This is a genomic window from Pseudomonas sp. XWY-1 (genome assembly GCF_002953115.1).
GTDB lineage: Bacteria > Pseudomonadota > Gammaproteobacteria > Pseudomonadales > Pseudomonadaceae > Aquipseudomonas > Aquipseudomonas alloputida.
The window spans coordinates 5146750-5173719 of record NZ_CP026332.1; the positions used below are offsets into that span (position 1 = coordinate 5146750).

General features: G+C 63.1%; 25 protein-coding genes and 1 pseudogene. 12 read left to right on the forward strand and 14 right to left on the reverse strand.

What is annotated here, in order from left to right; genetic code table 11:
* The first annotated feature begins 176 nt into the window (after positions 1-176).
* A complete protein-coding gene (locus PRJ_RS24065) occupies positions 177-878 on the forward strand; it encodes a FadR/GntR family transcriptional regulator (RefSeq protein WP_047603370.1) in 702 nt (233 codons plus the stop codon).
* Between the two features lie 71 nt (positions 879-949).
* Here PRJ_RS24065 and PRJ_RS24070 read toward each other — a convergent pair whose 3' ends face one another.
* The 4 genes from PRJ_RS24070 to PRJ_RS24090 all read right to left on the reverse strand — a co-directional run bounded on the left by PRJ_RS24070 (position 950) and on the right by PRJ_RS24090 (position 4300).
* Positions 950-1960, reverse strand: coding sequence for an NAD(P)-dependent alcohol dehydrogenase (locus PRJ_RS24070; protein ID WP_064491234.1), 1011 nt, complete (start codon positions 1958-1960; stop codon positions 950-952).
* 164 nt (positions 1961-2124) lie between these two features.
* Entirely contained in the window at positions 2125-2715 is a 591-nt protein-coding gene (locus tag PRJ_RS24080) for an HAD family hydrolase (RefSeq protein WP_021784364.1), read from the reverse strand.
* On the reverse strand, positions 2712-3581 hold the full coding sequence (tesB, locus tag PRJ_RS24085) for an acyl-CoA thioesterase II (RefSeq protein ID WP_014859384.1): 870 nt from the start codon (positions 3579-3581) through the stop codon (positions 2712-2714). Before tesB ends, PRJ_RS24080 begins: the two co-directional genes overlap by 4 nt.
* A 149-nt stretch (positions 3582-3730) precedes the next feature.
* Positions 3731-4300, reverse strand: coding sequence for a GNAT family N-acetyltransferase (locus PRJ_RS24090; protein WP_104962600.1), 570 nt, complete (start codon positions 4298-4300; stop codon positions 3731-3733).
* 180 nt (positions 4301-4480) lie between these two features.
* Here PRJ_RS24090 and PRJ_RS24095 point away from each other — a divergent pair, with 180 nt between their 5' ends.
* From PRJ_RS24095 to PRJ_RS24120, 5 genes and pseudogenes are all read left to right on the forward strand, one after another.
* Positions 4481-5158, forward strand: a complete 678-nt coding sequence (locus PRJ_RS24095; RefSeq protein WP_104962601.1) for a histidine phosphatase family protein — start codon at positions 4481-4483, stop codon at positions 5156-5158.
* Between the two features lie 250 nt (positions 5159-5408).
* On the forward strand, positions 5409-6941 hold the full coding sequence (locus PRJ_RS24100; protein WP_104962602.1) for a hypothetical protein: 1533 nt from the start codon (positions 5409-5411) through the stop codon (positions 6939-6941).
* Positions 6942-7591: 650 nt separating this feature from the next.
* Entirely contained in the window at positions 7592-8164 is a 573-nt protein-coding gene (locus tag PRJ_RS24105; RefSeq protein ID WP_104962919.1) for a recombinase family protein, read from the forward strand.
* 554 nt (positions 8165-8718) lie between these two features.
* A pseudogene (locus tag PRJ_RS24115) lies at positions 8719-9561 on the forward strand (histone deacetylase); the annotation flags it as partial.
* A gap of 148 nt (positions 9562-9709) precedes the next feature.
* Positions 9710-10948 (forward strand): TIGR03862 family flavoprotein, encoded by a 1239-nt coding sequence (locus PRJ_RS24120; RefSeq protein WP_104962604.1) that lies wholly within the window; start codon positions 9710-9712, stop codon positions 10946-10948.
* A gap of 105 nt (positions 10949-11053) precedes the next feature.
* On the opposite strand, the gene PRJ_RS24125 is transcribed toward PRJ_RS24120, so the two are convergent.
* From PRJ_RS24125 to PRJ_RS24145, 5 genes are all read right to left on the reverse strand, one after another.
* Positions 11054-12385 carry a DEAD/DEAH box helicase gene (locus PRJ_RS24125; RefSeq protein ID WP_003249817.1) on the reverse strand — a complete coding sequence of 444 codons (1332 nt, stop codon included), beginning with the start codon at positions 12383-12385 and terminating at the stop codon, positions 11054-11056.
* A 55-nt stretch (positions 12386-12440) separates the two neighbouring features.
* Positions 12441-13361 (reverse strand): drug/metabolite exporter YedA, encoded by a 921-nt coding sequence (gene yedA, locus PRJ_RS24130; protein WP_014592487.1) that lies wholly within the window; start codon positions 13359-13361, stop codon positions 12441-12443.
* A 139-nt stretch (positions 13362-13500) separates the two neighbouring features.
* Positions 13501-14112, reverse strand: a complete 612-nt coding sequence (locus PRJ_RS24135) for a PolC-type DNA polymerase III (RefSeq protein WP_020192908.1) — start codon at positions 14110-14112, stop codon at positions 13501-13503.
* Positions 14113-14121: 9 nt separating this feature from the next.
* Positions 14122-14601 carry an NYN domain-containing protein gene (locus PRJ_RS24140; RefSeq protein ID WP_004576858.1) on the reverse strand — a complete coding sequence of 160 codons (480 nt, stop codon included), beginning with the start codon at positions 14599-14601 and terminating at the stop codon, positions 14122-14124.
* Between the two features lie 160 nt (positions 14602-14761).
* Positions 14762-15520 carry a DUF2076 domain-containing protein gene (locus PRJ_RS24145; RefSeq protein ID WP_104962605.1) on the reverse strand — a complete coding sequence of 253 codons (759 nt, stop codon included), beginning with the start codon at positions 15518-15520 and terminating at the stop codon, positions 14762-14764.
* Positions 15521-15686: 166 nt separating this feature from the next.
* Between PRJ_RS24145 and PRJ_RS24150 the strand changes: the two genes are divergently transcribed.
* Positions 15687-16343: a YciC family protein gene (locus PRJ_RS24150; RefSeq protein ID WP_104962606.1), complete on the forward strand. Its 657-nt coding sequence runs from the start codon at positions 15687-15689 to the stop codon at positions 16341-16343.
* A gap of 86 nt (positions 16344-16429) precedes the next feature.
* Entirely contained in the window at positions 16430-16948 is a 519-nt protein-coding gene (locus tag PRJ_RS24155) for a hypothetical protein (protein ID WP_104962607.1), read from the forward strand.
* 69 nt (positions 16949-17017) lie between these two features.
* Here PRJ_RS24155 and hrpB read toward each other — a convergent pair whose 3' ends face one another.
* Positions 17018-19546 carry an ATP-dependent helicase HrpB gene (gene hrpB, locus PRJ_RS24160; RefSeq protein WP_104962608.1) on the reverse strand — a complete coding sequence of 843 codons (2529 nt, stop codon included), beginning with the start codon at positions 19544-19546 and terminating at the stop codon, positions 17018-17020.
* Between the two features lie 116 nt (positions 19547-19662).
* On the opposite strand from hrpB, the gene PRJ_RS24165 reads away from it, so the two are divergent.
* Both PRJ_RS24165 and PRJ_RS24170 read left to right on the forward strand, forming a co-directional pair.
* Positions 19663-20082, forward strand: coding sequence for a hypothetical protein (locus tag PRJ_RS24165; RefSeq protein WP_014592516.1), 420 nt, complete (start codon positions 19663-19665; stop codon positions 20080-20082).
* Between the two features lie 22 nt (positions 20083-20104).
* Positions 20105-20977, forward strand: a complete 873-nt coding sequence (locus PRJ_RS24170; RefSeq protein WP_104962609.1) for a cation diffusion facilitator family transporter — start codon at positions 20105-20107, stop codon at positions 20975-20977.
* Between the two features lie 27 nt (positions 20978-21004).
* On the opposite strand, the gene PRJ_RS24175 is transcribed toward PRJ_RS24170, so the two are convergent.
* On the reverse strand, positions 21005-21841 hold the full coding sequence (locus PRJ_RS24175; protein ID WP_049586602.1) for a DUF6515 family protein: 837 nt from the start codon (positions 21839-21841) through the stop codon (positions 21005-21007).
* 395 nt (positions 21842-22236) lie between these two features.
* Between PRJ_RS24175 and PRJ_RS24180 the strand changes: the two genes are divergently transcribed.
* On the forward strand, positions 22237-22713 hold the full coding sequence (locus PRJ_RS24180; RefSeq protein ID WP_003249795.1) for an Lrp/AsnC family transcriptional regulator: 477 nt from the start codon (positions 22237-22239) through the stop codon (positions 22711-22713).
* A 53-nt stretch (positions 22714-22766) separates the two neighbouring features.
* Positions 22767-22970 carry a DUF2788 domain-containing protein gene (locus tag PRJ_RS24185; protein ID WP_104962610.1) on the forward strand — a complete coding sequence of 68 codons (204 nt, stop codon included), beginning with the start codon at positions 22767-22769 and terminating at the stop codon, positions 22968-22970.
* Between the two features lie 113 nt (positions 22971-23083).
* On the opposite strand, the gene PRJ_RS24190 is transcribed toward PRJ_RS24185, so the two are convergent.
* The 3 genes from PRJ_RS24190 to PRJ_RS24200 all read right to left on the reverse strand — a co-directional run bounded on the left by PRJ_RS24190 (position 23084) and on the right by PRJ_RS24200 (position 26944).
* Positions 23084-23716 carry a pseudouridine synthase gene (locus tag PRJ_RS24190; RefSeq protein WP_049586600.1) on the reverse strand — a complete coding sequence of 211 codons (633 nt, stop codon included), beginning with the start codon at positions 23714-23716 and terminating at the stop codon, positions 23084-23086.
* A 6-nt stretch (positions 23717-23722) separates the two neighbouring features.
* Positions 23723-25186 carry an AMP nucleosidase gene (gene amn, locus PRJ_RS24195; RefSeq protein ID WP_014592520.1) on the reverse strand — a complete coding sequence of 488 codons (1464 nt, stop codon included), beginning with the start codon at positions 25184-25186 and terminating at the stop codon, positions 23723-23725.
* A gap of 105 nt (positions 25187-25291) precedes the next feature.
* Positions 25292-26944, reverse strand: coding sequence for an acyl-CoA dehydrogenase family protein (locus PRJ_RS24200; RefSeq protein ID WP_104962611.1), 1653 nt, complete (start codon positions 26942-26944; stop codon positions 25292-25294).
* Positions 26945-26970: the final 26 nt, after the last annotated feature.

Below are 26970 nucleotides of genomic sequence, written 5' to 3' on the forward strand. Positions count from 1 at the left end.
TACGACAAGATCACAAACGTCGGCAAAACAGCAAAATACAAGCTGCCATAATGCCAATTTGATCCTAACGTGCAAAAACAGCTCAACTACATGCTGAATTGGATGCGCGAAAAATCGGCAAAAAATATTTCTATCGATTAACTTGTCGTACAAGTAAATCAAGAAGCGGATCACACATGGAACCCGAACACGCGCGCAAACGCGGCCATAGCCGTGCCCACGACCTGGTTTCCAGCCTGACCCAGCAGATTCTGCTGGGCACCTTCAAACCAGGCGACAAACTGCCTTCGGAAAACACCTTGGTGCGCGAGCACGGGGTCAGCCGCACGGTGGTTCGCGAAGCCTTGTCGAAGCTGCAGGCCTCTGGGCTGGTGGAGCCGCGCCACGGGATCGGTACGTTCGTGATGGAGCGCCAGGCCCAGGCCGGCCTGCGCGTTGCGGCGGAGAGCGCGGCGAATGTGCGCGATCTGCTGGAACTGCGTATTGGCCTTGAGGGCCAGGCTGCCGCGCTGGCCGCACTGCGTCGTGACGAGGGGCATCTGGCGCGCATGCGCCAGGCGCTGGATGACTATCAGGACCTGGCCGCTGCCGGCGACAGCTGCATCGAAGCCGACCGGCGCTTTCACCTGCTGATTGCCGAGGCCACCGGCAATCTGTATTTCACCGAGATGCTGCTGCAACTGGGTAACGGCCTGATACCGCGCAACCGCATGGCCCTGGCCGAGCGCGCGGGGGCCAAGCTGGCGCGGCAAGCGTACCTGGCCAACCTGGAGCATGAGGCAATCCTCAATGCCATCCGCCGACAAGACCCGGATGCGGCACGGGCGGCGGTATGCCTGCACCTGTCCAACAGCCGCGACCGGCTACTGCCGGACTGACTGTCAGGCAGTGCAAGACGAGTATATTGGCGTGCAGGGTGGCCGTTACATCCAGCTACCCTGCCCTCACTTCACCAGGTCAGGCAGATCTTGCCGAAATGCCGGTTGCTCTCCTGGTAACGGAACGCCTCAACGATCTGCTCCAGTTCGAAATGCTTGTCCACCACCGGCCGCAGGCCGTTGGCATCGATCGCTCGCACCATCGCCTGCTGCTGCGCTCGGCTGCCAACCAGCACCCCTTGCAGCCGAATCTGCCGCACCAGCGCCTGCACCAGCGGCAACTGCCCGGCCACCCCGGTAAGGATGCCGATCAGCGAAACATGCCCGCCAATGCGCGCGGCAATCATCGACTGCTCCAGCGTGGCCGGGCCGCCCACTTCAATCACATGATCGACACCACGGTTGCCAGTCAGCTCGCGCACTTTCTCACCCCAGGCCGGGGTGCTCTTGTAGTTGATCAGGTGGTCGGCACCCAAGGCCTTCAGGCGCTCCAGCTTGGCATCGCTGGACGAGGTGGCGATCACGGTCGCGCCCGCCAGCTTGGCGAACTGCAGGGCGAAAATCGACACACCGCCGGTACCCTGCACCAGCACCGTGTCGCCGGGCTTGAGGTGATCATCGCTCATCAGCGCGCGCCAGGCGGTAAGGCCGGCGGTGGTCAGGGTGGCAGCCTCGGCATGGCTGAAACCCTGGGGTGCCAGGGTGAAGGCGGTGGCGCGGGCAGTCACCTGCTCACGGGCGTAGCCATCGATGCCGTCGCCGGGCACCCTGGCGAAGCCCTCGACATTGGCCTGGCCATCGAGCCAGTCGGGGAAGAAGGTGCTGACCACATTGTCGCCGACCTGGAACTCAGTGACGCCAGGCCCCACCGCAACCACCTCGCCGGCGCCATCGGCCATGGGGATGCGTCGCTCGCTTGGGCCCCACATGCCGCTGACCACGGCGAAATCGTGGTAGTTGAGGGAACTGGCGTGCAGGCGCACGGTAATCTCGCCGGCCTGGGGGGCCTGGGCCTCGCAGGTGCCGACCTCGACCTTGTCGTAGCCGCCGCCGGGTTGTACGTAGATGGCCTTGCTGCTCATGGGTGGGTCTCCGTATCAGAGCAAAGAATGGGGTTGAGCATAGACAGATCCGGCCCTTTCGCGGGCACGCCCGCTTCCACAGGGGCACTACAGGACCCGAGACTTGCGCAATACCTGTGGGAGCGGGCATGCCCGCGAAGAGGCCCGTATTGCCAACACAAGCATCAGCCCAGCATCACCTTCAATGCCCGGCAATCCGCCGCATGCCAATCCACCAGTTCCGGCCAGGGATTGTCCGGCAGGTTCACCAGCACCGTGCGCGCCCCCGCCGCCCGCCCGCAGTCCAGGTCAAAGCGGTAATCCCCCACCATCACCAGTTCGCTCGGTGTCACGCCCCAGGCGCTGGCAATCTTCAGCAGCCCATCCGGGCTCGGCTTGGGCGCAGCCTCGTCACGCCCGAGAATGTGTTCCACCGGGAAGCAGTCCGCCAGGCCGATGGCCTCCAGCGTTACATGCGCAAGCTCACGCGCATTGCGGGTCAGAATACCCAGCCGGCACCCGCGCTCGGCCAACTCGCGCACCAGTTCCACCGCCCCGGTGGCCGCCGTGGAAGCCGTTGCCAGGTCCCTTTCGTGTTCCAGCAACCAGGCATGCTTGGCCGCCGCTTCTGCCGCCGGCAAGGCCGCCAGGTGGGTAAGGATGTCGTGTTCGGCCGGGATGTCCAGCGCCACCCGAATGGCGGCGAAGTCGTGCACGGCCACGGTCAGGGTGCCGTCCATGTCGAACACCCAGTTGCGCACCTCGCCCAGGCTCATGCCCAGTCCTTGCGATGGCGAATCAGGCCTTCCTGGCTCGACGATGCCACCAGCTGCCCGGCCTGGTTGAAAATGCTGCCGCGGCAGAAGCCACGGGAATTGCCGGCCCAGGGGCTATCGGTGGCGTACAGTAGCCACTGGTCGGCGCGCAGGTTGCCGTGAAACCACAGCGAATGGTCGAGGCTGGCGATCTGCATGTCGCGCTGCCACACCGATTTGCCATGGGGCAGCAACGCCGTGGTCAGCAGGCCGAAGTCCGAGGCGTAGGCCAGCATGTACTTGTGCAGGGCAGGCACGTCAGGCAGGTTGCCGTCGGCGCGGAACCAGGCGTACTTCACCGGGTCGCCCGGCTTGGGGTTGAACGGGTCGCGCTCGGTGACCGGGCGGATCTCGATCGGCTTGGCGCACAGCACCTTGTCGCGAATGCGCTCGGGCAACTGGTCGGCCATGGCACGGGCCAGTTCGACTTCGGTAGGCAGGTTTTCCGGGCCGACCACGTCAGGCATCTGCGCCTGGTGCTCGAAGCCTTCCTCGTCGTACTGGAACGATGCACTGCAGGTGAAGATGGTCTGGCCCTTCTGGATCGCCGTCACCCGCCGTGTACTGAAGCTGCCGCCATCGCGCACGCGGTCTACCGAGTACACCACTGGAAGGCTGGCATCGCCCGGGCGCAGGAAGTAGCCGTGCAACGAATGCACATGGCGCGCGTCCTCGACTGTCTGACTGGCAGCCGACAACGACTGGCCCAGCACCTGCCCACCGTAAAGCTGGCGGAAGCCCAGGTCCTGGCTACGTCCACGGAACAGGTTCTCCTCGATGGATTCGAGGCTCAACAGGTCGACCAGGTCGTCCAACACATGACTCATCGGGGGATCTCCGTAGGAGCGAGCCTAGCTCGCGATGCGCCGCCCGAGCGGCGCTCGATTTCACAGGCGCTGAACGTGTTACGGGCAAGCGCCTTCCAAGTAGGCAAATGATACAGCGTTTGTCATTCGCGCCGGGCATGGCCGTGCATTCAGGCGCGCAGGGTGCGCTCCCAGTGCGCGCGGTCAATGCGGTACAACACATGCGGGCGCAGTGGGTGGCCAGTGGGCAGGCGGGGGTGCTCGAAACTGCCGTGTGGGTCCTGCTGCATGCCGATGGCTTGCATCACCTTTTGCGACGGCAGGTTGCATTCGCTAGTGAATGACACGACCTCCTCCAGGCGCAATTGGGCAAAAGCACAACGCAGGCAGGTCCACGCCGCTTCGCTGGCAAAGCCAAGGCCCCAGTGGCGACGGGCCAGGCGCCAGCCAATCTCTACGGCGGGGGTGAAATCGGCGTCAAAGCCCACGTGCAGCAAGCCGGTCATGCCGATGAACACGCCGCTGTCCTTGCGCTCCAGGGCCCACAAACCAAAACCGTATTCATTGAAGTGCCCACGCACCCGGCCGATCAACGCAGCGGCCTCAAGACGCGTCAACGGCGCCGGAAAGTAACGCATTACCTGCGGGTCGGCGCACAGCGCGGCGAACTCGCGCAGGTCGTCGTCATGCCATTGGCGCAGCACCAGCCGTGCGCTTTCCAGTTCAAGAATAGGGGTCATCGGGCCTGCTCCGGTTTTGCCGTGTTGCAGTTTACAGCGTAGGCGCGGGCGCGGGTTTCACCCAGCCGGCACTAGCCAAATGCAATTTTCACACGCCCTTCACCGGCCCCCGACAGGCCACTTGGCAGGATGCCGCCATCCACCACCGCGCCAGCCGCGGTACTGCCAACGGAGCAACGCATGCTATCGAGCAACACCCTGGGGCACCCTGCCATTCATGCCCGGCGCAAGCGACGCCTGACTCGCAAAGCCGTCGGAGCCGCCCTGGGCCTGTGCATGGTCGTGGCGGCGTTGACCACCTGGCTGGTGACGAGGACGCACATCGTGGACCTTGGCAACGAGCAACAACTGAGTGACAGCGGCCTGCTGCAGGACTGGGCCGACGGTGCGGTGATGGTGATGATCCGCCACGCCGAACGCTGCGACAGCGCCCCCGGCCCCTGCCTGGACGACCCCACGGGGATCACCCTGAGCGGTAGCCAGGCCGCTGCCCGCGTGGGCCAAGGGCTGCACCAGCTGGGCCTGAACAAAGCCGACCTGCTCAGCAGCCCGAAACTGCGCACCCGGCAAACCGCGCATTTCATACTCGGTCAGGCGGTGGCCAGCGAGGACTGGCTCGAAAGCTGCGACAGCCAGTTCGCCGACGAAGCGCTTGCACACAAACGCGCGGGCCACAACCTGGTGCTGGTGACTCACAACGGCTGCATCGACCACTTTGCCCGCCAGCAGCACGTTGCCGGCGGCGAACGTCAAAGCAACTATGCCAGCGCCCTGTTCGTATCGGTGGATGGCAATGGCAAGGCACATACGCGGAGCCTGCCGAGGTGGCCTAGCTGTTCTTCTTGCGTAGGCACTTGAAGGCGGCAGGTAGTATAGATTCTGTCCGCCTTAATCGCTCAAACCTGCATGGCACTAGGGCTTCAGCCCAATCAGCCTTGCACAATTCCAGTAGGAACCCACATGCGAATTTCAGTTTACCGGCCTGAGCATCAAGCGAAATTGCTTCGCTTAATGGAACACACAGGCGTCCTTAATCCTACCCGAGTGGTAGAGCAATTGATTGTTGAAGCTGCCATGCGGCTTGATTCCCTAGATGAGAGTGGAACGAATGACCCCAAGCAACACCAAGAAGAGCAGCACCCGTAACTACAGCTACACCTGCGTTAACTGCAATACCTCTTACACAGGACGCCGGGAACAGGCGGACAAGAGTAAACGCTTCTGCAAAGATAGCTGTAGAAAGGCAAAGTCCAGAGGCGCCGATAAGGCAGGAAAGCGGCAGTCCCGTATAGAGGAACAATTCACCCGATTCTGTAAGAGCAGTTTCGGGCAGTGGATCATCCGGGAGTGCATCAAGGCCAACACCGTCTGCATCATGATGGGCCACACCACCGCTTCGCTATTCGAGCTAGAGCGGTTCCACAACCGCTACTACAAGTGCTATGGCTTCAACCCGGATGAGCGAAAGTCTGTATACCATCGCTGCCATATTCAGGCCCGTAAAGGTGTAGATGGCTCAGTGGGGGCGCTGCATCCACTTAACCTATTCATCGGTCTATCGCTGCTTAACCAGCAAGCCGGTAACAAGTTCATTTCAGCAGATGCGGGGCTGAGCATTCCTGCCCACAAGCTGCTAAAGAAGTGGCAAGTAGGCGTAGGCGATACCATCAAACAGGTAGCGAAGAAGGTACGCGGCCTGCTGGGCGAAGCGCTCACCGGCTATCTAGCTGAGTCTCGTTCTTTAAAGCTGGATAAGCTACACACCCTTGCCCAGCGTATTTATAACCGGCAGCAGAAAGGCACATCAGAACAGGAACTGGAAGAACGCTACACGCTGACACAACTTGAGCAGCTACCACTTGAGCAGCTAGAGCTTATGGACGCCTACCAGCGGGGCAAAGATTCGTACACCAAGTTTAAGTCTGATAAACACACCCGTGCTGCCCTATGCGTATATGCAGATGAGCTAGAGCGGATGGCAACGGCATCACCATCACAGCGTCACCGGGATAACTGCACCTTTATGCTTGATCTGGTACGGGTGCTTGGCATATACATCGCACAGGGCGAGTGTCCAGTTGATGGCGGCCACAGAAGCTTCTTGCCGCAAAAGGGTGTCAAGTGGCAGCCACTGACTTACCTGAACTGGCAGCAACCGTGGGGCAAGCCTAATAAGCAGCTAGTAGACGCTGACCACCGCTTGCTGATCGAGAGCATCACCGTTCATTGTTACCACGCATTATCAGGTGCAGACATTCCCAGGGGCTTGCTACGTGCCCGCCTACTGAAGCGGCTGGATGTGGCTACGGTTTCGCCAACGGTGCATATACCTGATGAACAGCGATTCAAGAAGCTCGGCACGTGGCCTGATTACATCGCTGCCCTGTACGCAGATGCCGAGCAAGTGTGGCAGCCACAGGTTGCACTGGATCTATGTACCACTGAGCAGGTTGAAGCCGCCCGTACTGGCTTACTTGATTGCCTACACGCCGCCATCGAGAGAGGCCGTCGAGACTACTTGGCACAACCTCGCTTCAAGCGAATGTATCGAGGCCGCTACTACGACCGGTGGGGCTTTAAAGGTTACCCAGCACACCTTGAGTTCCCACCAGCAGCAGAGCCGTTACCGCTGGCAGCCTAAGGGGGATCAGCTTTGAGCCATCTCCCGGTAACTTATTGCGAACTAGCCACCATCTATTCTCTTTCGGGCGGCAATGCCGGGTGCTGGCGTACCGCTATACCCGCCTAAGCCCCTATTTACGTGGCCTCCGCTACAGGTGGGTCAAGCCAATGTCACCACACGGCGTAAGTGGAACGAAGATTGCTCCGTCAGAGTGAAGCCTCACACATCGGGGAGCAGGAAAAGTGTGCAAATGCTGCCTATAGACCACTGCCTCCTGTTCTTCATCATTGCGACCGTGCTAGTCGTGGATGGAGTGGCGCTTTTCATGTACCTGCGGAACAGGCCCTAGCCCCATATGCGGGTACACATTTGTCCCCAGGCTGGGTAGCCTGGCCTTAGTCCTGTTCGCAATTTTTGGAAGGTCGTAATGAATAATGATCGCTACCTACTCCTTGCCGTGGTCATTAGTGGGGTGGCTGTAGTGGGGCTGGGCATAGCGTCCACTCTGCTGTTACTGCGGCTCATTGCCTAACGCGAGAGGGATCATTAAACGACCGTTAAACGATGCCATAAAATCCGGTTCGTTTAGGCATCAACAAAATAGGGTTGATGGATAATGATGATACCATTACAATGATCCTACGTTAAATGATCCCTTGGTGATGCCGATGTCTCGTACCTTCCTTTACTGCCGTGTAAGCACGTCTAACCAGTTCACCGAGAACCAGGTACAGGACGTTAAGAACGCTGGTTTCGATGTACAGGCTAGTCGGGTAATTGAAGAGACGATTTCCGGCAGCGTGCCTGCCAGTGAGCGCCCTGGCTTCCAGAAGCTGCTTGAGCGGATGGAATCAGGTGATGTACTGATCGTCACCAAGCTTGATCGCCTTGGACGCAACGCTATGGATGTACGGCAGACGGTCGAGCAACTGGCAGCAACCGGCATCCGTGTTCACTGCCTTGCCCTTGGCGGCGTAGACCTGACCAGTGCAGCAGGGAAGATGACTATGCAGGTGCTCGGTGCTGTAGCAGAGTTTGAACGGGACTTGTTGATCGAGCGTACGCAGTCGGGCCTGAAGCGTGCCAAAGCCGAGGGTAAGAAGCTGGGGCGCCCCGAGGCCGTTGATACCACTAAGGCAGTGCATAAGCTGAAGGCTCAGGACAAGACACAGGCGGAAGTAGCAGCCGAACTTGAGATTGGCATTGCCACAGTCAAACGGCACTGGAACAAGGCGCTGTAAGGCCCTACGCTGCGGTATCCGCCTTATAGCGAGAGCCCCATATGGAAGACCGGGATGCAGCAATAGCAGACGCCCTTGAAGGGCTGCATATGAACCAGATTGCGTTGAGAGCAGCGGTGGAGGAGGTCAGTACGTGGATAAGGCAGCGTGGGAGCGTGAATGTCCACGATAACGTAATGATCACGCTGGAGGCGCTAGACCTCCAGGCAAGCAGCATAGCCTCTGCAATAGAACGCCTACGCTCATAGCCGCCTTCGGGGCGGCTTTTTAGTGCCTGCTTATATTTCGTTTTCAGAAAGTTGCGAGCCAGAAGCCAAAGCAAGAGGCGTTAAGCACCGACCCACACTTAGCCGACTCTGGCCGATTGCCCGGTGCCCCCGTTCTATATTTCCACCCCAGAGAAGCCAGTGCCACTTACGAAGGGCAGTGGTTGCGTTTGAAAATTCAGGGGGCGCGGCTGTGGCAAGACTTCATCTCAAAAGTGAATGAGAGCCTCGCCCAGGGAATGGCCTAGAGCAGTCGCATTGCAGCCAGCCACATCACTGTATAGCTTTAAATTCAGCCTGCTGCACGACCACCTGGTCGGCAGCGGGCTGACCACCGACCAGGCCCTGCTGCGCCCGGACATCTGCCCCAACGACATCCTCGCCCTGGCCCATGACGGCAGCTACATTGAGCGCTACATGAACGGCGAGCTGTCGCGCGAGGACCAGCGCCGCCTCGGCCTGCCCTGGAGCGAGGCCCTGGCCCGGCGTACCGTGCGCGCCGTCGGCGGCTCACTGCTGACTGCCGAGATGGCGTTGCAGCACGGCATCGCCTGTCACCTCGCCGGTGGCACCCATCACGCCCATTACGACCACCCCGCCGGCTTCTGCATTTTCAACGACCTGGCGGTCATCAGCCGCTACCTGCTGGAAGCAGGCAGGGTACACCGGGTGCTGATCTTCGACTGCGACGTGCACCAGGGTGACGGCACCGCGCGCATCCTGCACGACACGCCCGAGGCCATCACCGTGTCGCTGCACTGCGAGCAGAACTTCCCCGCCCGCAAGGCACAAAGCGACTGGGACATCCCCCTGCCCCGAGGCATGGGCGACACTGCCTACCTGAAGGTGGTGGACGACGCCCTCAACTACCTGCTGCCGCTTTATCAACCCGACCTGGTGCTGTATGACGCCGGTGTCGATGTGCACAAGGACGACGCCCTGGGCTACCTGCAGTTGACCGACGCAGGCGTTGCCGCCCGTGACGAAGCCGTGCTGCGCCACTGCCTGGGCCGCGATATCCCGGTGATGGGCGTGATCGGCGGAGGCTACAGCAAGGACCGCACAGCCTTGGCCAGACGCCACGGCATCCTTCACCACAGCGCGGCACGTGTCATAGGTTGTTCACAATGACTGTGGAACCGCTTGTGGATAACCTGCGTGAAAGGCGCTGCAGCCCTTTACTGGCAAGGCCTGCATAACACTGGCTATTTTTTGACCAGTGCTTCCATGGGCAGCGCTGCGGTAGAATGCGCCTCTTTTCCACAGCCTGCTGCCCACCATGCCCGATCTGACCCCCGCATCCCCTCCCCCCGCTGTCGTCATCGGTGGCGGCCCCGCCGGCCTGATGGCGGCCGAAGCACTGGCCAAGGCAGGCCTGGCGGTCGAGGTGTTCGATGCCATGCCTTCAGTGGGCCGCAAGTTCCTGTTGGCGGGTGTCGGGGGCATGAACATCACCCATTCCGAGCCCTACCCGGCGTTCGTGGCACGCTATGCCGAACGCCAGGGCGAAATCGGGGCACTGCTACGCGACTTCGATGCTGACGCGTTGCGCCAGTGGATTCATGGTTTGGGCATCGAAACCTTCGTCGGCACCTCGGGCCGGGTGTTCCCCACCGACATGAAAGCCGCACCGTTGCTGCGTGCCTGGCTCAAGCGCCTGCGCGACAACGGGGTAGTTATCCACACCCGCCATCGCTGGTTGGGCTGGAACACCGATGGCAGCTTGCGAATTGCTTATCCACAGGGCGAACGGCAGGTGAAAGCCTCGGTCGTGGTGCTGGCGCTGGGTGGCGCCAGCTGGGCGCGCTTGGGTTCTGACGGCAGCTGGCAACCGCTGCTGGCAGAACGGGCTGTGGATATCTCGCCTTTGCAGCCGAGCAACTGCGGTTTTGAAGTAGAGGGCTGGAGCGCGCTGCTCAAGGACAAGTTCGCGGGCGCACCGCTGAAGAACATCGCCCTCAGCGTCCCGGGCAGCGCACCGCGCAAGGGCGAGTTCATCCTCACCGCCCAAGGTGTGGAAGGCAGCCTGGTGTATGCCTGGTCGGCACCGGTACGCGAGGCCATCCACCGTGAAGGCCGCGGGGTGTTGTTGCTCGACCTGCTGCCGGACAAGCCTGTGGACAAGATTGCCCAGGCATTGGCCAAACCGCGCGGTTCACGCTCCATGGCCAAGCACCTGCACAGCCAGCTGGGGATTGATGGGGTCAAGGCCGCACTGCTGCGCGAACTGACCGATCAGGCGACCTTTGCCGACGTTGATGCTTTGGCTCGGGCCATCAAGGCATTGCCCATCACCCTGGTACGCACGCGGCCGCTGGATGAAGCGATCAGCAGCGCCGGCGGAGTACGCTTCGAGGGCCTGGATGAGGGGTTGATGGTCAAGGGCATGCCGGGGGTGTTCTGTGCCGGCGAGATGCTGGACTGGGAGGCGCCGACCGGGGGGTATCTGCTCACGGCGTGCTTTGCCAGCGGCTTGCGCGCCGGGCGGGCAGCGGCAGATTGGGTGCGGGCTTCCTGACAGCTTGCCGGGGCGGCTTCCACAAGTACTGCGTCAATCCAGATTGTGCAGCCCATGTGGGAGCGGCCTTGCGTCGCGAAAGGGCCGCAAAGCGGCCCCAAAACCTCAAGGCTTGCGCTTGCGCGGCCCACCATTGAAGCTCGGCACCTTGCGCACAGCCTTCACCGCTGGCTCCGCACTGCCAGCTTCACTGCTGTCCATCCAGCGCCCCAGCCCGCGCTTGGCGCTGTTTTCTTTCGGCTTCTTGGGCTTCTTCGGTTTCTTGATAACCTGCCCGCTGGCATCGGTCATCGGCACCCGGTGCTCGGGGATGAAATCCGGCTCTTCATGACGCGGCAGGGTCTGCCGGGTCAGCACCTCGATAGCCGCCAGCAGTTGCACTTCATCCGCACACACCAGCGAAATCGCCTCGCCCTTGTTGCCCGCCCGCCCGGTACGCCCGATGCGGTGCACGTAGTCTTCGGCAACGATCGGCAGGTCGAGGTTGACGACCAGCGGCAAGTCATCGATATCCAGGCCACGGGCCGCCACATCGGTCGCCACCAGCACTTGCACCTCACGGGCCTTGAAGCTGTCCAGCGCACGCTGGCGGGTTGCCTGTGGGCGGTCACCGTGGATGCCGTCGGCATTCACGCCTTCGGCCAGCAAGCGCTCCACCAGCTGATCGACGCCATTGCGGGTCTTGGCGAACACCAGCACCTGCTTCCAGCGCTGCTTGCGCAGCAGGTGGCAGAACAGGTCGGCCTTGCGCTTCTTGTCCACAGGCACCAGCCACTGCTTGACGCTGGTGGCCGTGGCGTTGCGCGGGCTCACTTCGATACTGAGCGGGTCATTCAGCGCCAGCCCCGCCAGCATGCGAATCTGATCGGAGAAGGTGGCGGAAAACAGCAGCGTCTGGCGCTTGCGCGGCAGTGCCGCATACACCGACTGCAGCTCTTCGGCAAAGCCCAGGTCAAGCATGCGGTCGGCTTCATCCAGCACCAGGGTCTGCACCTGGTTGAACTTCACGGCGTTCTGCCGGAACAGGTCGAGCAAGCGGCCAGGGGTAGCCACCAGCAGGTCGACACCCCGGCGCAGGCGCATCATCTGTGGGTTGATACTGACCCCGCCATACACCGCGTAAGTACTCAGCGGCAGGTTCTCGGCGTATTCGCGCACGTTGTTGTGCACCTGCTCGGCCAGCTCGCGAGTGGGTACCAGCACCAAGGCGCGGATCGAGTTGCTGGCCACCTTCTCGCCCTCCAGCGCCAGGCGCTGCAGCACAGGCAGGGCAAAGCCTGCGGTCTTGCCGGTACCGGTCTGGGCTGCGGCCATCAGGTCGCGGCCGGCCAGCACGGCGGGGATGGCTTTGGCCTGCACCGGGGTTGGGGTGGTGTAGTCCAGTTGCTGCAACGTACGCAGCAGCGGTTCGATCAGGCCGAGTTTGGCGAAATTCATGGCAATACCGTCAGGGGGTTCAGCGAAGGCGGCAAGTTTACCGCATCGCCCCTGCCTACTTGCAGATTTCACCTTTCAACGGTGGCACAGGTTCAGGCGCCTTGCGCCACTGCGGCAAGCCGATCAGCACCACCGCGCCGATGATCACTGCCATCGCCACACACTCTTCAGCGCCAATCTGCTCACCGGCAAAGACGATACCCAGTAGCACCGCCACTGCCGGATTGACATAGGCGTAGCTGGTGGCCGCTGCCGGGCGCACGTGCTTGAGCAGGTACATGTAGGCACTGAACGCCAGGATCGAACCGAAGAACACCAGGTAGGCCAGCGCCCCCCAGCCAGCGGCGGTCGGCAGCTGTGTCATGCGTTCGCCCGATAGCACACTGCCCAGCAACAGCACCGCACCCCCGACCAGCATTTCCGCTGCGCTGGCCATCGGCCCCTGGGGCAGCGGCAAGGTCTTGCTCCACACCGAGCCGAACGCCCAGGACGCCGCCGCGAAGATGATCAGCGCCGCACCTATCGGGCTTGCCTGCAGGTTGGAGCCCAGGTTCAGCAGGCCGATGCCCACCAGCCCAAGGGCTATCCCTGCCCACTCCAGCTTCGAATTGCGGTGCCCGAACAACAGGCCGAACAGCAAAGTGAACAGCGGCACCGTCGCCACCGCCAAAGCCGCCACGCCCGAAGCCACGCCGGCATGCTCGGCCACGGTCACCCCACCGTTGCCACAGCTGAGCAACAAGAAACCGATCGCTCCTGCCGCCCGCCATTGCGGCCAGGTAGGTGCCGGCACGCCGCGCCAACGCAGGAAGCCGTACAGCAGGCCACCGGCGATCAGGAAGCGCACACCGGCCATGAGCATCGGAGGCCAGCTCTCGACGCCGATGCGGATGAACAGGTAAGTGGAACCCCAGACCAGATACAGGGCCAGGAAGGCGCCAATCAGCAGCAGCGGGAAACGACGGGAGGCAGGCATGGGGAAAACTCGAAATCCGTTTACGGGTGCCTCAGTTTAACGGCCTGCCTGGGTGAAGGGACGTTACAGAACGGGTTCAAATGAGCGGCACAATTCTGGTGCATTCGACGTAGGCGACACTCCCCCAGACGTTCACTGGCTAATCCCTGCAGTACTTGGCCAGCGCTTCGCGCAGCTTCGCAGCCGGGGTTTTCTGCAGCCGGCAAAGCAGCTCGTGCGACAGTTGCTGAACCCCGTGGTCCTGGCGCAACACACCCGCCAGATGCTGCAGCAGGTTGGCGGCCATTTCGGCATCGGCCATGGCCCGGTGCGCAGTCCCCGTGTCCGGCAACCCAGCCCAGCGTGTCAAAGTGCCCAGCTTGTGGTTCGGCGCGGCGGGCAGCAGGCGCCGTGACAGCAACAGGGAACACGCGAAGGGCTGGCTGCGGCTGCGGCCAATACGGCCCAGCTCGTAGTCCCAGAACTTCTGGTCGAAAGCAGCGTTGTGCGCCAACAATGGGGTGCCGCCGACGAACTCGGCCACCTCGTTCATCACTTTCTCCACCGGCGGCGCACTGCGCAGCATGGCGGTGGTGATGCCGGTCAGCCCCGCGACGAAGGCCGGCACCGGCACGCCAGCGTTCATCAGGCTCTGGTAGCGCTCGACAATGCGCCCACCCTCGAGCATTACCACCGCCACCTCGGTGGCACGGCAGCCGGTACCGGGGGAAATGCCGGTGGTTTCAAAGTCGATGACAGCGATACGTTCCATGAAAAGACCTTAGTGTTTGAGCAACAGCGCGCCTTCGATGGGCACGTAGCGGGTGGCAGCACGGATCAGTGACAACGCCGTCAGCCCCGGCACGCCATACACCACCGCTTCGGTGCCATGGCGCTGGATTACCCGTTCCAGCAGCAGGTCGAAATCACCGTCGCCGGAGGCCAGCACCACTTGGTCGACCCGGCTGGCCGCGTCGATCACATCCAGGGTAATGCCCACATCCCAGTCGCCTTTGGCCGAGCCATCGCTGCGCTGGATGAACGGTTTGAGGCGCACATCGAAACCGAGGTTGCGCAAGATCTGCTGGAACTGCTGCTGTTTGCTGTCGCCACGGTCGATGGCATAGGCCACGGCCTCGACGATCTGGCCTTCGCGGCTGACATCAGCCCACAGGGCGGTGTAGTTGAAGTGGCAGCCGTGGGCCTGGCGTACGGTGTAGTAGAGGTTCTGCACATCGGCGAACAGCGCGATCTTTTTCACCTGGGAACCTCATTTTTGGCCTGGAGTGCTGGGGGGCTGCTGCGCAGCCCTTCGCGGGCACGCCCGCTCCCACAGGTATCGCGCGTACACCTGTGGGAGCGGGCGTGCCCGCGAAGGGGCGCAAAGCGACCCCGGAAATGCCAGCAGTATGCCAGACCTGTCAGACGTAAGAATCGTCGTCCGAGAAGAACCCGCCGTCATCGCTGCCGAAACCACCGTCGGCGTATCCACCCTGGTCACTGCCCCAGCCACCGTTGTCAGCCACTTGCTGCTGCCCGCCCTGGTCGTTCCAGCCGCCACTGTCGCTGGCTGGCGCCGGCTCTTCCTTGATGACCTCGACCACTTCTTCCGGTTGCGAGTTGTGGTTGAACAGGCTGCTGATACCCTGCGCCAGCAGCACACCACCGGCCACACCGGCGGCGGTCTGCATGGCCCCGCCAAGGAAGCTGCTGGCCCCACTGCGCGCAGGCGCGGCGCCATAGCCAGGCTGCGGCGCCTGAGGCTGGGCGAAACCAGGTGCCGACGGCTCGCGCCAGCCACCACCGGACGCTACAGGGGGCGCCGAAGGACGCTGTGGCTGCACCGCCGGGGCTGCGTTGCGCCCACCCGAACCAAAGATGCTGGACAAGAAACCACCCCCGCCATTGCTCGGCGCACTGCTGGCGGCTTGTGCCGCCTGAGCCTGGGCACGGGCCTGCTGCAGCTCGGCTTGCAGCTGCTTGTTCTGTTCGTCGAGGCGCTTGATCGCGGCCTCCTGTACCAAAATCGCCTGGGCCATGTAGTAAGGCGCCGCCGGTTGCTGACGCACGTGCTGCTCGATGCACGCCTGGGCTTGCGCGTCACGCGGCTGGCTTGGGTCTTCGGCTTGCTTGAGGCGGCCGAACAGGCCGTCGATCAGGGTTTGTTCTTCAGTGTTCATGGGCGACCTCGTGGGGTAGCGGGACATCGGACAGCGTCAAAGATGGGGCGTACAGGCGCGGGATTCAATCACTGCTGCGGTGAAACTTTTTTCAGCAAGTGACAGCTCCAGGCCTGCTTTGGGCTAAAGTTAGGCCCCTGTTTTTACTGCCATGCGATGTTGACTGATGAATCCGCTGAGCGTTCTGCGTGACTCCCTGTACTTCTTCCGCCGTCACCTGCCAAACATCCTCCAGCTGTGCCTGCCGCTGGTGGTGGTGGAAGCCCTGCTCACCCAATTGCTGGACCGGCAGCTGGGCGACCAGGCATCACCGGCCTACGGCATGCTGGTCAGCCTGTTGTTCTACCCGCTGTACAGCGCAGCCCTGATCCTGTACCTGGACACACGCAGCAACGGCCAGGAAATCGCCAAGCGCGACCTGTTCGCCCGCGCCCTTCAACTGTGGCCGCAACTGGCCCTGCTGATCCTGATCAGCTCGCTACTGATCATGGCCGGCCTTGCGCTGTTCATCTTCCCGGGGGTGTGGATCATGATCAACCTGGTGTTCGCCGAGTACCTGCTGGTGCTGCGCGGCCGGCCGGTGGTACAGGCGATGCGCGACAGCGCAAGCATGACCACCGGGCATTTCATGCGCATCATGGTCTGCGTGGTAGGCGTGCTGGCGCCGATCTGGCTGATCGACGGGCTGCTGCTGATGGCCTTCCCCGAGCCATCACCTGGGATGGAACTGGCCATGGACAGCCTCAGCGGCTTCCTGCAACTGTTCAGCACCGTGGTGCTGTATCGCCTGTTCATGTTGCTGGAAGGCGAAGCCAGCACCTGAGGCCACCGGGGAATGTTTTCGGCCTGCCGGGCTGCCCAGCCTTGGCGCCAGAGTGCACATCCTCAATGCTGTTCTAGGAGTGCACCATGAACGAAACCATTCAGGCCAGGTACGCCAGGTCTTTTCGCGGCAAGCTGTACATGCGCGCCGTCGACCGGGACATCCCACTACGCCTCAGCCGCAGTTCAGACAAGTTCAGCTGGGGCATTACCCCAGAGGATGACTGGTTGCAGGCGGGGGGAAGGCAGGACTCGCCGGTGATGGACTTTCATTACCACTCGCGGACCAACGATCGCCTGCACTACCGCATCAGCATGCCTGGGCGCCCGGAGACCAAGAAACTAGGGGTCAGCCGCAATGGTTATCTGGGCTTTTACTGGCATGCAGACGTTAGCGAATACTGGAAAATCGAGCCGCTGGCGCTGACAGATGAAGGCCTTGTCTGCCATCTGCGCGACCAGCGGGGCTACAGGGTCGGCGCCCTCACGGATACGCCGCACAGGAGTGGGGAGTGGGTAGCCTTGCTCAACGTCGAGGAAGGCGAAGTGATCACTTTCCTATTGAGGCACGCAGATCAAGCTTCACTGGCGGGTGCAATACGATGAATGGCACGACCACTGACACGTCGTGCCCAGCACATGATTTTTTCGGCCTGCCGCACTCGGTGTTGTGCATCAGCTCCCTCTCGGCTTGGCCCGCGCCGTAGCCTCGGCCACCAGAGGGTCGTCTGGCCAGTAATGCTTCGGATAGCGCCCTTTCAGGTCTTTCTTCACCTCGGCATAGGTCGTGCGCCAGAAGCTGGCCAGGTCCTGGGTCACCTGCACCGGCCGACGTGCCGGTGACAGCAGGTGCAGCTTGACCTGCTGCCGGCCGTTGGCGATGCGCGGGGTATCGGCAAGGCCGAACAGTTCTTGCAGACGCACGGCGAGAATCGGCGGGGTTTCGCTGTAATCCAGGCGGATGTTCGAGCCGGACGGCACGGCCAGATGCGCCGGGGCCTGTTCTTCCAGGCGTTGCGGCAGCGGCCAGGGCAGCAGGTTGCGCAGCATCGACGGCAAGTCCAGCGCGGCAAAGTGGCTGAGGCGCGATACTTTGCTCAGGTAAGGCTGTAACCAGTCTTCCAGGCTGGCCAGCAGGGCCTCGTCCCCCAGGTCAGGCCATTCGCTGTGGCCATCCTTCTGCAGGTCGAGCTGACGCAGCAGCGCCACACGTGCCTGCCATTGCCGCAGTTCCGGCGTCCAGGTCAGCAGGTTCAAACCTTTGCGCCGGACCAGGCCAAGCAGCGCCCGGGCCCTGGCTTCGTCATCCAGCCTGGGCAGCGGCTCACGGCTGAGGACCAGTTCGCCAACCTTCACCTGGCGCTCGGCGCGCAACACCTGCTCGCGCTCGTCCCAATCGAGGATATCGACCCGCTCGACCTGCTCGGCCAGTACACCCTCGAGCAACGCCGGATCGAATTCGGCTGCCAGATAGATCCGCTCCTCACGCTGCCCCTGGCGGCTACCCAGGTCGGCGATCACCAGCCATGGGCACTTCATCAATGCATCGACTTCGCCAAACAGGGCCGCACGGCCGTTGGCGAGCCGATACTCCGCCCCACCCGCCCGGCGCTGCTGGGCGACCCGGTCAGGGTAGGCCAGCGCCAGCAGGGCGCCCAGCCAGCGTGGGTGGTCCGGGTCGGCGACCGGCGCACCGACCTTGCCACGCAACAGGCCACGGTATTGCCGGGCCAGCTGACGAGCACGCTGCACACCCCCCTGGCCGCCACGCGCCGCCTTGCTCTCACCGCTGACCAGCGCAAGCCGGCTGTGCAAGTCGGCACCACCGCCACGCTGAATGTCCCGCTCCCCCAGCAGTGCAGCCACATCGCATGCCATCTGTGCCAGGCCCAGGTCCTGGCCGCGCAGCAACAAGTGCGCGATGCGTGGGTGAGCCGGCAGTTCGGCCATGGCCTGGCCATGTTCGCTGAGGGTGTCGCGGCTGCCCGGCTTGAAGGCGCTGAGTCGCGCCAACAGGTCCTGTGCCTGGGCGAACGCTGCAGCCGGTGGCTGATCGAGCCAGCGCAACTGCTCGGGCGTTACACCCCAGCGCGCCAGCTGCAGGGCCAGCCCGGCCAGGTCGGCCTGGAGAATCTCGGCACTGCCATGGGCGGCCAGCTGGTCATGCTGGGCCTCGGACCAAAGGCGGTAGCACACGCCGGGCTCCAGGCGGCCGGCACGCCCCGCGCGCTGGGTGGCGCTGGCGCGGGAAATGCGCTGGGTGTCCAGGCGGGTCATGCCGCTGCCGGGGTCGAAGCGCGGCACCCGGGCCAGGCCTGCGTCGATCACCACGCGCACGCCATCGATGGTCAGGCTGGTTTCGGCGATGTTGGTGGCCAGCACCACCTTGCGCAGGCCCTTGGCCGGCGGGTCGATAGCGGCGCGCTGGGCATTGAGGTCGAGCTCGCCATGCAGCGGGCACAGCAGAATCTCGGGGCGCGTCCCCAGCGCCTCCTGAAGGCTTTGGTGAACCCGGCGGATCTCGGCTTGCCCAGGCAGGAACACCAGCACGCTGCCGGCCTGGTCAGCCAGCGCATGCAGCACGCAGTCCACCACCCGTGGCTCGATGAATTCGCCTGGCTGAAACGGCCGCCCCCAGCGGATATCCACCGGATGCATGCGGCCTTCGCTGCTGACCACCGGGGCATCGTCCAGCAACCGCGACAGGCGCTCGCCTTCCAGGGTCGCGGACATCAGCAGAATCTTCAGTGGCGGGTCGTCACGCAGCAACTCGCGGCCGTTAAGGCTCAGCGCAAGTGCGAGATCGGCATCCAGGCTGCGTTCGTGAAATTCGTCGAAGATCAGCAGGCCCACACCTTCCAGCGCCGAGTCGGCTTGCAGGCGGCGTGTGAGGATGCCTTCGGTCACCACTTCGATACGGGTTTTCGGCCCGACCTTGCTGTCCAGGCGGATGCGGTAACCCACGGTTTCCCCAACCTGCTCGCCCAGCTCACTGGCCAGCCGCTCGGCCGCAGCCCGCGCAGCCAGGCGCCGAGGCTCGAGCATGAGGATGGTCTGCCCGGCCAGCCACGGTTCGTGCAGCAGCGCCAGTGGTACGCGGGTGGTCTTGCCAGCGCCGGGCGGCGCTTCAAGCACCACTTCGTGACGGTTCTCCAGAGCCTGGCGCAGGGCGGGCAAGGCAGCATCAATGGGTAATGAAATCATGGTGGTCCTCGAACAGTGTCGCGAGTATAACGGCGAACCCAGCCTGCTCTATCATGGTCTTAACATCAGGTGCAGGCGCTTCGCTTGTCCTGCTGAACACCTTCTCGGAGATTTACATGCGCATCTCGACCCGCGTCATCGGTGGCGCCCTCATCGCCACCCTGCTGACTCAACTGACGGCCTGCGGCACCATTTTCTACCCGGACCGGCGCGGCCAGATCGGCGGCAAGATCGACCCTGTGGTTGCTGCAATGGATGCCATCGGTATCCTTTTCTACGTGATCCCTGGGCTCATTGCCTTCGGCATCGACTTTGCCACCGGCGCCATTTACTACCCAGGTGGCCGCACTGCCCAGGTTGACCCGGCCAAACTGCAGGAAGCCGTCAGCCCCGATGGCAAGGTCGACAACCTGAAGTTGCAGGCCATTCTGGAAAGCGAACTGGGCCAGCGCCTGCCGCTGAACGACCCACGGCTGATCCAGCACCGCGGCAGCATCGAACAACTGGCCAGCCTGGGCCTGGTCCCGGCAGCCTGAGCCACAAGGACACTGACCACGGATGATCACTACCCCGGCTGAACACCAGCGCCTGCTCCGCCTGGCCACGCGCGCGTCCCTGGCGGTGGCCAGCATCCTGGTGCTGAGCAAGGCGCTGGCCTGGTGGCTGAGCGGGTCGGTGAGCCTGCTGGCCGGGCTGACCGACTCGGCACTGGACGCCGTGGCCTCGTTCCTCAACCTGCTGGCGGTGCACTACGCCCTGCGCCCGGCCGACGACGATCACCGGTTCGGCCATGGCAAGGCCGAGGCCTTGGCCGGTATGGCTCAGGCGCTGTTCATCGGTGGCAGTGCGGTGCTGATCGGTGTGCAGGCGGTCGAGCGCCTGTACACCCCGCAACCGCTGGGTGATACCTCCATCGGTATCGCGGTGATGCTGCTGTCGCTGGTGCTGACGGTCGCCCTGCTGGCGCTGCAGTACAAGGTCATCCGGCTCACCGGCTCCACTGCGGTACGGGCAGATTCCCTGCACTACCGTTCTGACTTGTTGCTCAACGGCAGCATTCTGCTGGCCCTGTTGCTGACGCGTTTTGGCTGGCCGCAGCTGGATGCGCTGTTCGGCCTGGGCATCGCCTTTTACATCCTCTGGAGTGCGTTGCAGATTGCCCGCGAAAGTACGGCGATCCTGATGGACAAGGCCTTACCCGGCGATGTTGGCGAGGACATGACCGCGCTGGTGCTGGCCGTTGCAGGCGTGAAAGGCGTGCATGACCTGCGCACGCGCGTGTCGGGCAACCAGTGGTTTGTGCAACTGCACCTGGAACTGCCGGGGCAACTGCCGCTGCATGAGGCGCATAGCTTGTGCGTGGAAGCCTCGCGGGTGATCCGCCAGCGTTACCCACAGGCAGACGTGATGGTGCACGCCGACCCGGTATGAGGTAATTAATCCCTACCCCTGCAGGGTTCAGTTGATGCTGTAACCCCGACCACTGAAACAGGCCCCCAGCGCCCGCTGGTAGTGGCTGAGCACAGTGGCCGCCGGTGCGTACGTCGCCGTCGCCGGGTCGAAGCCCGATTGGCTCACCGCCCAGCGATGGCACTGGTAGCGGTCCTGCTCCTGCTGTTCCTGACCCTGGCCATACATCGGATAAGCCACCACGTCATACCCGCCATTTGCCGGGGCCACCGGCACGGGCGACGGCACGCCGACCGGCGGGTTGACCACCACATATTCTTGGCTGTCTGCCAGGTACTGGTAATAGGTATCGGCCACCAGAAAGAACAGCGCACCACCCAACCACACTTCCCGCGCATAAGGCGGCAGATAACTGACCCGCACGCCGTACGGCGGGGTCACCACGATGTAACGGCCCCCGTGCGGGCGGTACCAGTAACCCCCGGAGTAGAAATAGTCAGCGCCCCGGTAGGGTACTTTCCAGTAGCGGTCGGGAAAATGATCCACCGTGTGCCCTGGGCGATACTGCGGCCCAGGCCCCCAGCCATTGCCATGGCCATCCGGGCGCCCCTGCCAGTCGCCACCGGGCCGTTGCCCCGGGCCACCGGTTTGCCAGTGGTGATCATCACCGTGACGGCGAGGAATGTCCTGGTAATACCCCTGGCGCGGCGGTTGGGTCTGGCGCACTTCGTCGCGCGAGTTGAGCGAGCGCCCCGGTCCACCCTCACCTTGCACCTGCTGGCCACGTTCACCGTGCCCCTCGCCGGGCCCTTCAGCCAAGGCCCCAAGGCTGATGCTCAAACCCAGTAAACCAACACCTGCCAACTGCCAGATGCGCGACGTCATGGTGTTCCTCTCGGTAGAAAAAACTGCAACCAACGCCAGTCTACCGTGCCCACCACACAGGCCAATTAAAATTCCCGACATGAAAAAAGGGAGGCCACAGGGCCTCCCTTCAGGAATTGTCGTCCGTGCTCGGCACTTGTGGCGCCGGCTCACCTCACACCGTCTTCTGGAGGGTGTGTAGCCCGGGGGCCTGCAGATCCTGTTGGATGGCTGGCCGCGACCGCCCGCCTAGGGCGCGTCGCCGTGGACTGATGTCCGGGCAGTGATTCTGGTGATAAAGATACCGGACGGGTTGCGACAGAGGATTGCGAAGATTGCTCAGATAAATAGCACTTGCGCAATTTTTCACCCTGGATTGATAATTCGCAGCAATCCGAACAGAAAAGGCAAATGCCATGAGCAAACTTGACCGCTACGACCTGAGCATCCTCGCCGAATTGCAGCGCGATGCGCGCATTTCCAACCAGGAACTGGCCGAACGCATCGGCCTGTCGCCATCGCCATGCTCGCGTCGGGTCAAGCAACTGGAGGACGACGGCTATATCTCGCGCCAGGTGGCCCTGCTCGACCGCAAGAAGCTGGGCCTGAGCCTGACCGCCTATGTGTTGATAGGTATGGACCGCCACACCCCGGAGCGCTTTGAAACATTCGAGGCCGCCATCCGCAACCTGCCACAGGTGCTCGAGTGCAGCCTGGTCACCGGCATGGATGCCGACTATCAGTTGAAAGTGGTGGTGCCGGACATGGACCACTACCAGAAACTGCTTCTAGGCAGCCTGACCCGTATCGAAGGCGTCACCAGCGTGCGCTCGAGCTTCGTGCTCAACCAGGTGTTGGCCAGCACCGAGCTGCCATTGACCCACCTGCGTTAATTGCTTGCCCAGCCGACGTATAATCGGACGCTCAACCCGCCTGGAGAACACCGATGGATCCCGCCGTATTCGAAGAATGGATGATGATCATCCTGGTCACCGTGTTGATCGTTTTCATGGGCTTCATCGTCTGGGACCTGGCAAAAAAGTCCAAGGCGGGTAAGTTCGGGACGCTGATCCTGTTCTTCGTGCTGGGCCTGGGGGTGCTGGCCTTCATCATCAAAAGCGTGGTGGTGGGGTTTCTGGAAGGCGTATAAAACATTTCAGGGCCATTCGCGGGCACGCCCGCTCTCACAGGTTGGGCGCTGCCTTCAAGTACTGCACCGTAACTTTGGGAGCGGGCGTGCCCGCGAACAGGCCCTGACCTGAACTAAAGCCTGGCAGGGACCTCCCGCCAGCAACCCTGCTCCAGCCCATCCAGCGCCCAGTCACCAATCCGCACGCGCACCAGGCGCAAGGTCGGCAAGCCCACTGCTGCCGTCATCCGCCGCACCTGGCGGTTACGCCCTTCGCGAATCACCAGCTCCAGCCAGCTGGTCGGCACGCTCTTGCGAAACCGTACCGGCGGGTTACGCGGCCACAGTTCGGGTTCTTCCAGGCGCCGCGCCTCAGCCGGCAAGGTCGGCCCATCGTTCAGCTCCACGCCATCACGCAAGCGCTGCAACTGCTCGTCACTCGGCTCACCCTCCACCTGCACCCAGTAGGTCTTGGCCAGCTTGTGCTTCGGATCGGCAATCCGCGCCTGCAACCCGCCATCGTTGGTCAGCAACAGCAAGCCTTCGCTGTCGCGGTCCAGCCGCCCGGCCGGGTATACGCCCGGAATGTCGATGAAGTCCTTGAGCGTCGCGCGCCCTTCACCGTCGCTGAACTGGGTCAGCACGTCGAACGGTTTGTTGAACAGGATCAGGCGCGGCTCGGCGGGTGGCGCCTTGGCCTGGCGACGCGGGCCGGCGGCAGGCCGCGCCTGAGGGCGGCGCGGCTTGTTACGGGGTGGCAGTGACATGAATCCTCAGCGGAACGGCGGCTCATCGAAGCTGCGCAGTTTACGCGAGTGCAGCGAGTTGAGCTCGGTGCGCAGCAGGTCGAGGGCAGCAATGCCGATCTTCAGGTGCTGGCTGACCGCCCGGTTATAGAAGGCGTTGGCCGAACCTGGCAGTTTGATCTCGCTGTGCAGCGGCTTGTCGGACACGCACAGCAAGGTGCCGTAAGGCACGCGCAAACGGTAGCCCTGGGCAGCAATGGTGCCGCTTTCCATGTCCACCGCCACGGCACGCGACAGGTTGATCAGCGGGCGTTCCTGAGCCCAGCGCAGCTCCCAGTTGCGGTCGTCGTAGGTCAGCACGGTGCCGGTGCGCAGGCGCTTTTTCAACTGCTCGCCACGCTCGCCAGTGACCTGCGCGGCGGCCTCCTGCAAGGCCATCTGCACTTCGGCCAGGGCCGGGATCGGGATATTCGGCGGCACGACCCGGTCGAGAATGCCGTCACGGCGCATATAGGCGTGTGCCAGCACGTAGTCGCCGATGGTCTGCGACTGCCGCAGGCCGCCGCAGTGGCCGATCATCAGCCAGCAATGCGGGCGCAGCACGGCCAGGTGGTCGGTGATGTTCTTGGCGTTGGACGGGCCCACACCAATGTTGACCAAGGTAACGCCATCGCCGTCGGCGGCGATCAGGTGGTAGGCCGGCATCTGGTAGCGGTGCCAGACCACGCTCGCCACCAGGGCCTGGGTTTCGCCATGATCCATGCCCTTTTCGATCACGACGTTGCCCGGCAGCACCATACGCACGAAGCGCGGGTCGTCACGCAGTTGTTCCAGGCCATGGCTGATGAACTGGTCGACATAGCGGTGGTAGTTGGTCAGCAGGATCCACGGCTGTACATGGCGCCAGTCGCTGCCGGTGTAGTGCACCAGGCGGCGTAGCGAGAAGTCGACGCGCGCGGCATCGAACAACGCCAGTGGCATGATTTCAGCACGGTCCCAGTCGTACAGGCCATCAGCGATGTTGTCGGTGGCCGCCGACAGGTCGGTGCTGGGGAACACTCGCGCCAGCTGCGCAGCGGTAATGCCGCTACCGGCCAGCTCATCGCCCTGGTCGACCACATAGGGATAAGGGATGTTCTGCTCGCTGACGCCGACTTCTACCGTAACAGTGTAGTCATGCATCAGCGGGCGCAGTTGCTCCAGCAGGTAGCCACGGAACGCAGCGGGCTGGGTGACGGTGACGCTGTAGGTGCCGGCAACCTGGACCTTGGCATAGGCGCGGGTGGTGGCGGCGACTTCGCCATGGCTGTAGTAGGTCAGGCGCAGTGCCGGGTAGCGGAACAGGTCGCGCTCATCGGTATCGGGCTCGGTACGGTCCTTCAGGTAACGCTTCAGGGCCTGACTAAGGGCACCTGTGGCCTGTTCATGCAAGGCCGCCAGACGGTCGACGGCCTGTTCGGGGGTATCAACGACTACAAAAGCGTGGCTCACACTGTGCTTCCTGTCTGGACATGCATGTGATCCATCTTGCCTGCCTTCTTGGTTAAATACACCCCCATTGATCGGTGTTGGGTTCATTCGCGGGCAAGCCCGCTGCTACAGCGGCCAGGCAGGCGTAGCCCTTGTGACCAATGCCATCACATCCACACCTCGCGGCAGCGCCCCGTACACCCGGCCACCACCGGCCAAGCGGCTGCCGATAAACGCATCACTGACGTCTGCATTCCCGGCCTCCAGCAGCAGCTTGGCCTGCAACGCCAGGGCAATATCCTCGGTCAGTTGCCGCGCGCGGTACTGCATGTCGCCGGTGTCGGCAAACGCCCCCTTGAGGTTGCCGATATGCGCCGCCAGGCGCGGGTCGCCATGCCCGTCACCCAGCTCGACAAACAGTGCATCGAGTACGCCCGGCTCCTTGGACAAGGCCCGCAGCACATCCAGGCACTGCACGTTGCCCGAGCCCTCCCAGGTCGAGTTGACCGGTGCCTCGCGGTACAGCCGTGGCAGAATGCTGTCTTCCACATAACCCGCGCCACCCAGGCATTCGGCGGCCTCGTTGATCATGGCCGGCGCACGTTTGCAGATCCAGTACTTGCCCACCGCCGTGACCAGCCGGGCAAAATGCGCCTGTTGCGGGTCGTCCAGTTGCTCCAGCGCCTGGCCCATGCGCAAGCTCAAGGCGAGCGCAGCCTCGCTTTCCAGGGCCAGGTCGGCCAGCACGTTCTGCATCAATGGCTGCTCGTTCAGCACCCGCCCGCCGACCTTGCGATGCGCGCAATGGTGGGCCGCCTGCGTCAACGCCTGGCGCATCAGTGCGCTGGAGCCGACCATGCAGTCGAACCGGGTCATGGCGACCATCTCGATGATGGTCGGCACGCCGCGTCCCTCTTCGCCAATCATCCACGCCAGCGCACCGCGGAACTCCACCTCGCTGGAGGCGTTGGAGCTGTTGCCCAGCTTGTTCTTCAGGCGCTGGATATAGAACTGGTTGCGGTTGTCATCGGGGCGGTGGCGCGGCAGCAGGAAGCAGCTCAGGCCTTTTTCGGTTTGCGCCAAGGTCAGGAAAGCGTCGCACATCGGCGCCGAGCAGAACCACTTGTGGCCAACCAGCTCATAAGCCTGCCCCGGGCCCGGCGCACCGACCGGATAGGCCCGGGTAGTGTTGGCGCGCACATCGGTGCCGCCCTGCTTTTCGGTCATCGCCATGCCCAGGGTGACCCCGGCCTTGTGCCGGTCGCCAATGTTGCGCGGGTCATATTCGCAGGCAAGGATTTTCGGCAGCCAGTATTCAGCCAGCTCAGGCTGCAGGCGCAATGCCGGCACGGCGGCAAACGTCATGGTCAGCGGGCAGCCGGTGCCGGCCTCGGCCTGGCTGTGCAGGTAGGTCATCGAAGCCCGTGCAACATGGGCGCCAGCACGGGGCTCGGCCCATGGTAAAGAAGGCAGGCCATGTTCGACGGCGGTACGCATCAACTCATGGTAGGCCGGGTGGAACTCGACCAGATCGATGCGATGGCCATAGCGGTCGTGGCTGCTGAACTCGGGTTTGTGCGCGTTGGCCAGGAAGCCTGCCTGCATCAGCGGGCCGCCGGCCAGGGCACCATAGGCGTCGATCCGCGACTCGGCCCAGCCCGCGCCAAAACGCCTTGACCATTCTTGCAAGGGCAGGTCGAGGCGGTACAGGTTGGCACCGTCGAGCGGCGGCGGCTGGTTGGTGACTTCGTGGGTTTCAGCGTACTGGTGCAGGCTCATCGGGGGGCTCCTGGATCCGGGTAGGC

Excerpts from the sequence above, each read along its gene's own strand:
- PRJ_RS24170 (WP_104962609.1), top strand. The coding sequence starts at position 20,105 with ATGATCACTACCCCGGCTGAACACCAGCGCCTGCTCCGCCTGGCCACG.
- PRJ_RS24125 (WP_003249817.1), bottom strand. The coding sequence starts at position 12,385 with ATGAATTTCGCCAAACTCGGCCTGATCGAACCGCTGCTGCGTACGTTG.
- PRJ_RS24200 (WP_104962611.1), bottom strand. The coding sequence starts at position 26,944 with ATGAGCCTGCACCAGTACGCTGAAACCCACGAAGTCACCAACCAGCCG.
- PRJ_RS24165 (WP_014592516.1), top strand. The coding sequence starts at position 19,663 with ATGCGCATCTCGACCCGCGTCATCGGTGGCGCCCTCATCGCCACCCTG.
- PRJ_RS24095 (WP_104962601.1), top strand. The coding sequence starts at position 4,481 with ATGCTATCGAGCAACACCCTGGGGCACCCTGCCATTCATGCCCGGCGC.
- PRJ_RS24175 (WP_049586602.1), bottom strand. The coding sequence starts at position 21,841 with ATGACGTCGCGCATCTGGCAGTTGGCAGGTGTTGGTTTACTGGGTTTG.
- PRJ_RS24185 (WP_104962610.1), top strand. The coding sequence starts at position 22,767 with ATGGATCCCGCCGTATTCGAAGAATGGATGATGATCATCCTGGTCACC.
- PRJ_RS24150 (WP_104962606.1), top strand. The coding sequence starts at position 15,687 with ATGAATCCGCTGAGCGTTCTGCGTGACTCCCTGTACTTCTTCCGCCGT.
- PRJ_RS24135 (WP_020192908.1), bottom strand. The coding sequence starts at position 14,112 with ATGGAACGTATCGCTGTCATCGACTTTGAAACCACCGGCATTTCCCCC.
- PRJ_RS24090 (WP_104962600.1), bottom strand. The coding sequence starts at position 4,300 with ATGACCCCTATTCTTGAACTGGAAAGCGCACGGCTGGTGCTGCGCCAA.
- yedA (WP_014592487.1), bottom strand. The coding sequence starts at position 13,361 with ATGCCTGCCTCCCGTCGTTTCCCGCTGCTGCTGATTGGCGCCTTCCTG.
- PRJ_RS24070 (WP_064491234.1), bottom strand. The coding sequence starts at position 1,960 with ATGAGCAGCAAGGCCATCTACGTACAACCCGGCGGCGGCTACGACAAG.
- PRJ_RS24180 (WP_003249795.1), top strand. The coding sequence starts at position 22,237 with ATGAGCAAACTTGACCGCTACGACCTGAGCATCCTCGCCGAATTGCAG.
- PRJ_RS24105 (WP_104962919.1), top strand. The coding sequence starts at position 7,592 with ATGTCTCGTACCTTCCTTTACTGCCGTGTAAGCACGTCTAACCAGTTC.
- PRJ_RS24155 (WP_104962607.1), top strand. The coding sequence starts at position 16,430 with ATGAACGAAACCATTCAGGCCAGGTACGCCAGGTCTTTTCGCGGCAAG.
- PRJ_RS24080 (WP_021784364.1), bottom strand. The coding sequence starts at position 2,715 with ATGAGCCTGGGCGAGGTGCGCAACTGGGTGTTCGACATGGACGGCACC.
- PRJ_RS24065 (WP_047603370.1), top strand. The coding sequence starts at position 177 with ATGGAACCCGAACACGCGCGCAAACGCGGCCATAGCCGTGCCCACGAC.
- hrpB (WP_104962608.1), bottom strand. The coding sequence starts at position 19,546 with ATGATTTCATTACCCATTGATGCTGCCTTGCCCGCCCTGCGCCAGGCT.
- tesB (WP_014859384.1), bottom strand. The coding sequence starts at position 3,581 with ATGAGTCATGTGTTGGACGACCTGGTCGACCTGTTGAGCCTCGAATCC.
- PRJ_RS24120 (WP_104962604.1), top strand. The coding sequence starts at position 9,710 with ATGCCCGATCTGACCCCCGCATCCCCTCCCCCCGCTGTCGTCATCGGT.
- PRJ_RS24145 (WP_104962605.1), bottom strand. The coding sequence starts at position 15,520 with ATGAACACTGAAGAACAAACCCTGATCGACGGCCTGTTCGGCCGCCTC.
- PRJ_RS24100 (WP_104962602.1), top strand. The coding sequence starts at position 5,409 with ATGACCCCAAGCAACACCAAGAAGAGCAGCACCCGTAACTACAGCTAC.
- PRJ_RS24190 (WP_049586600.1), bottom strand. The coding sequence starts at position 23,716 with ATGTCACTGCCACCCCGTAACAAGCCGCGCCGCCCTCAGGCGCGGCCT.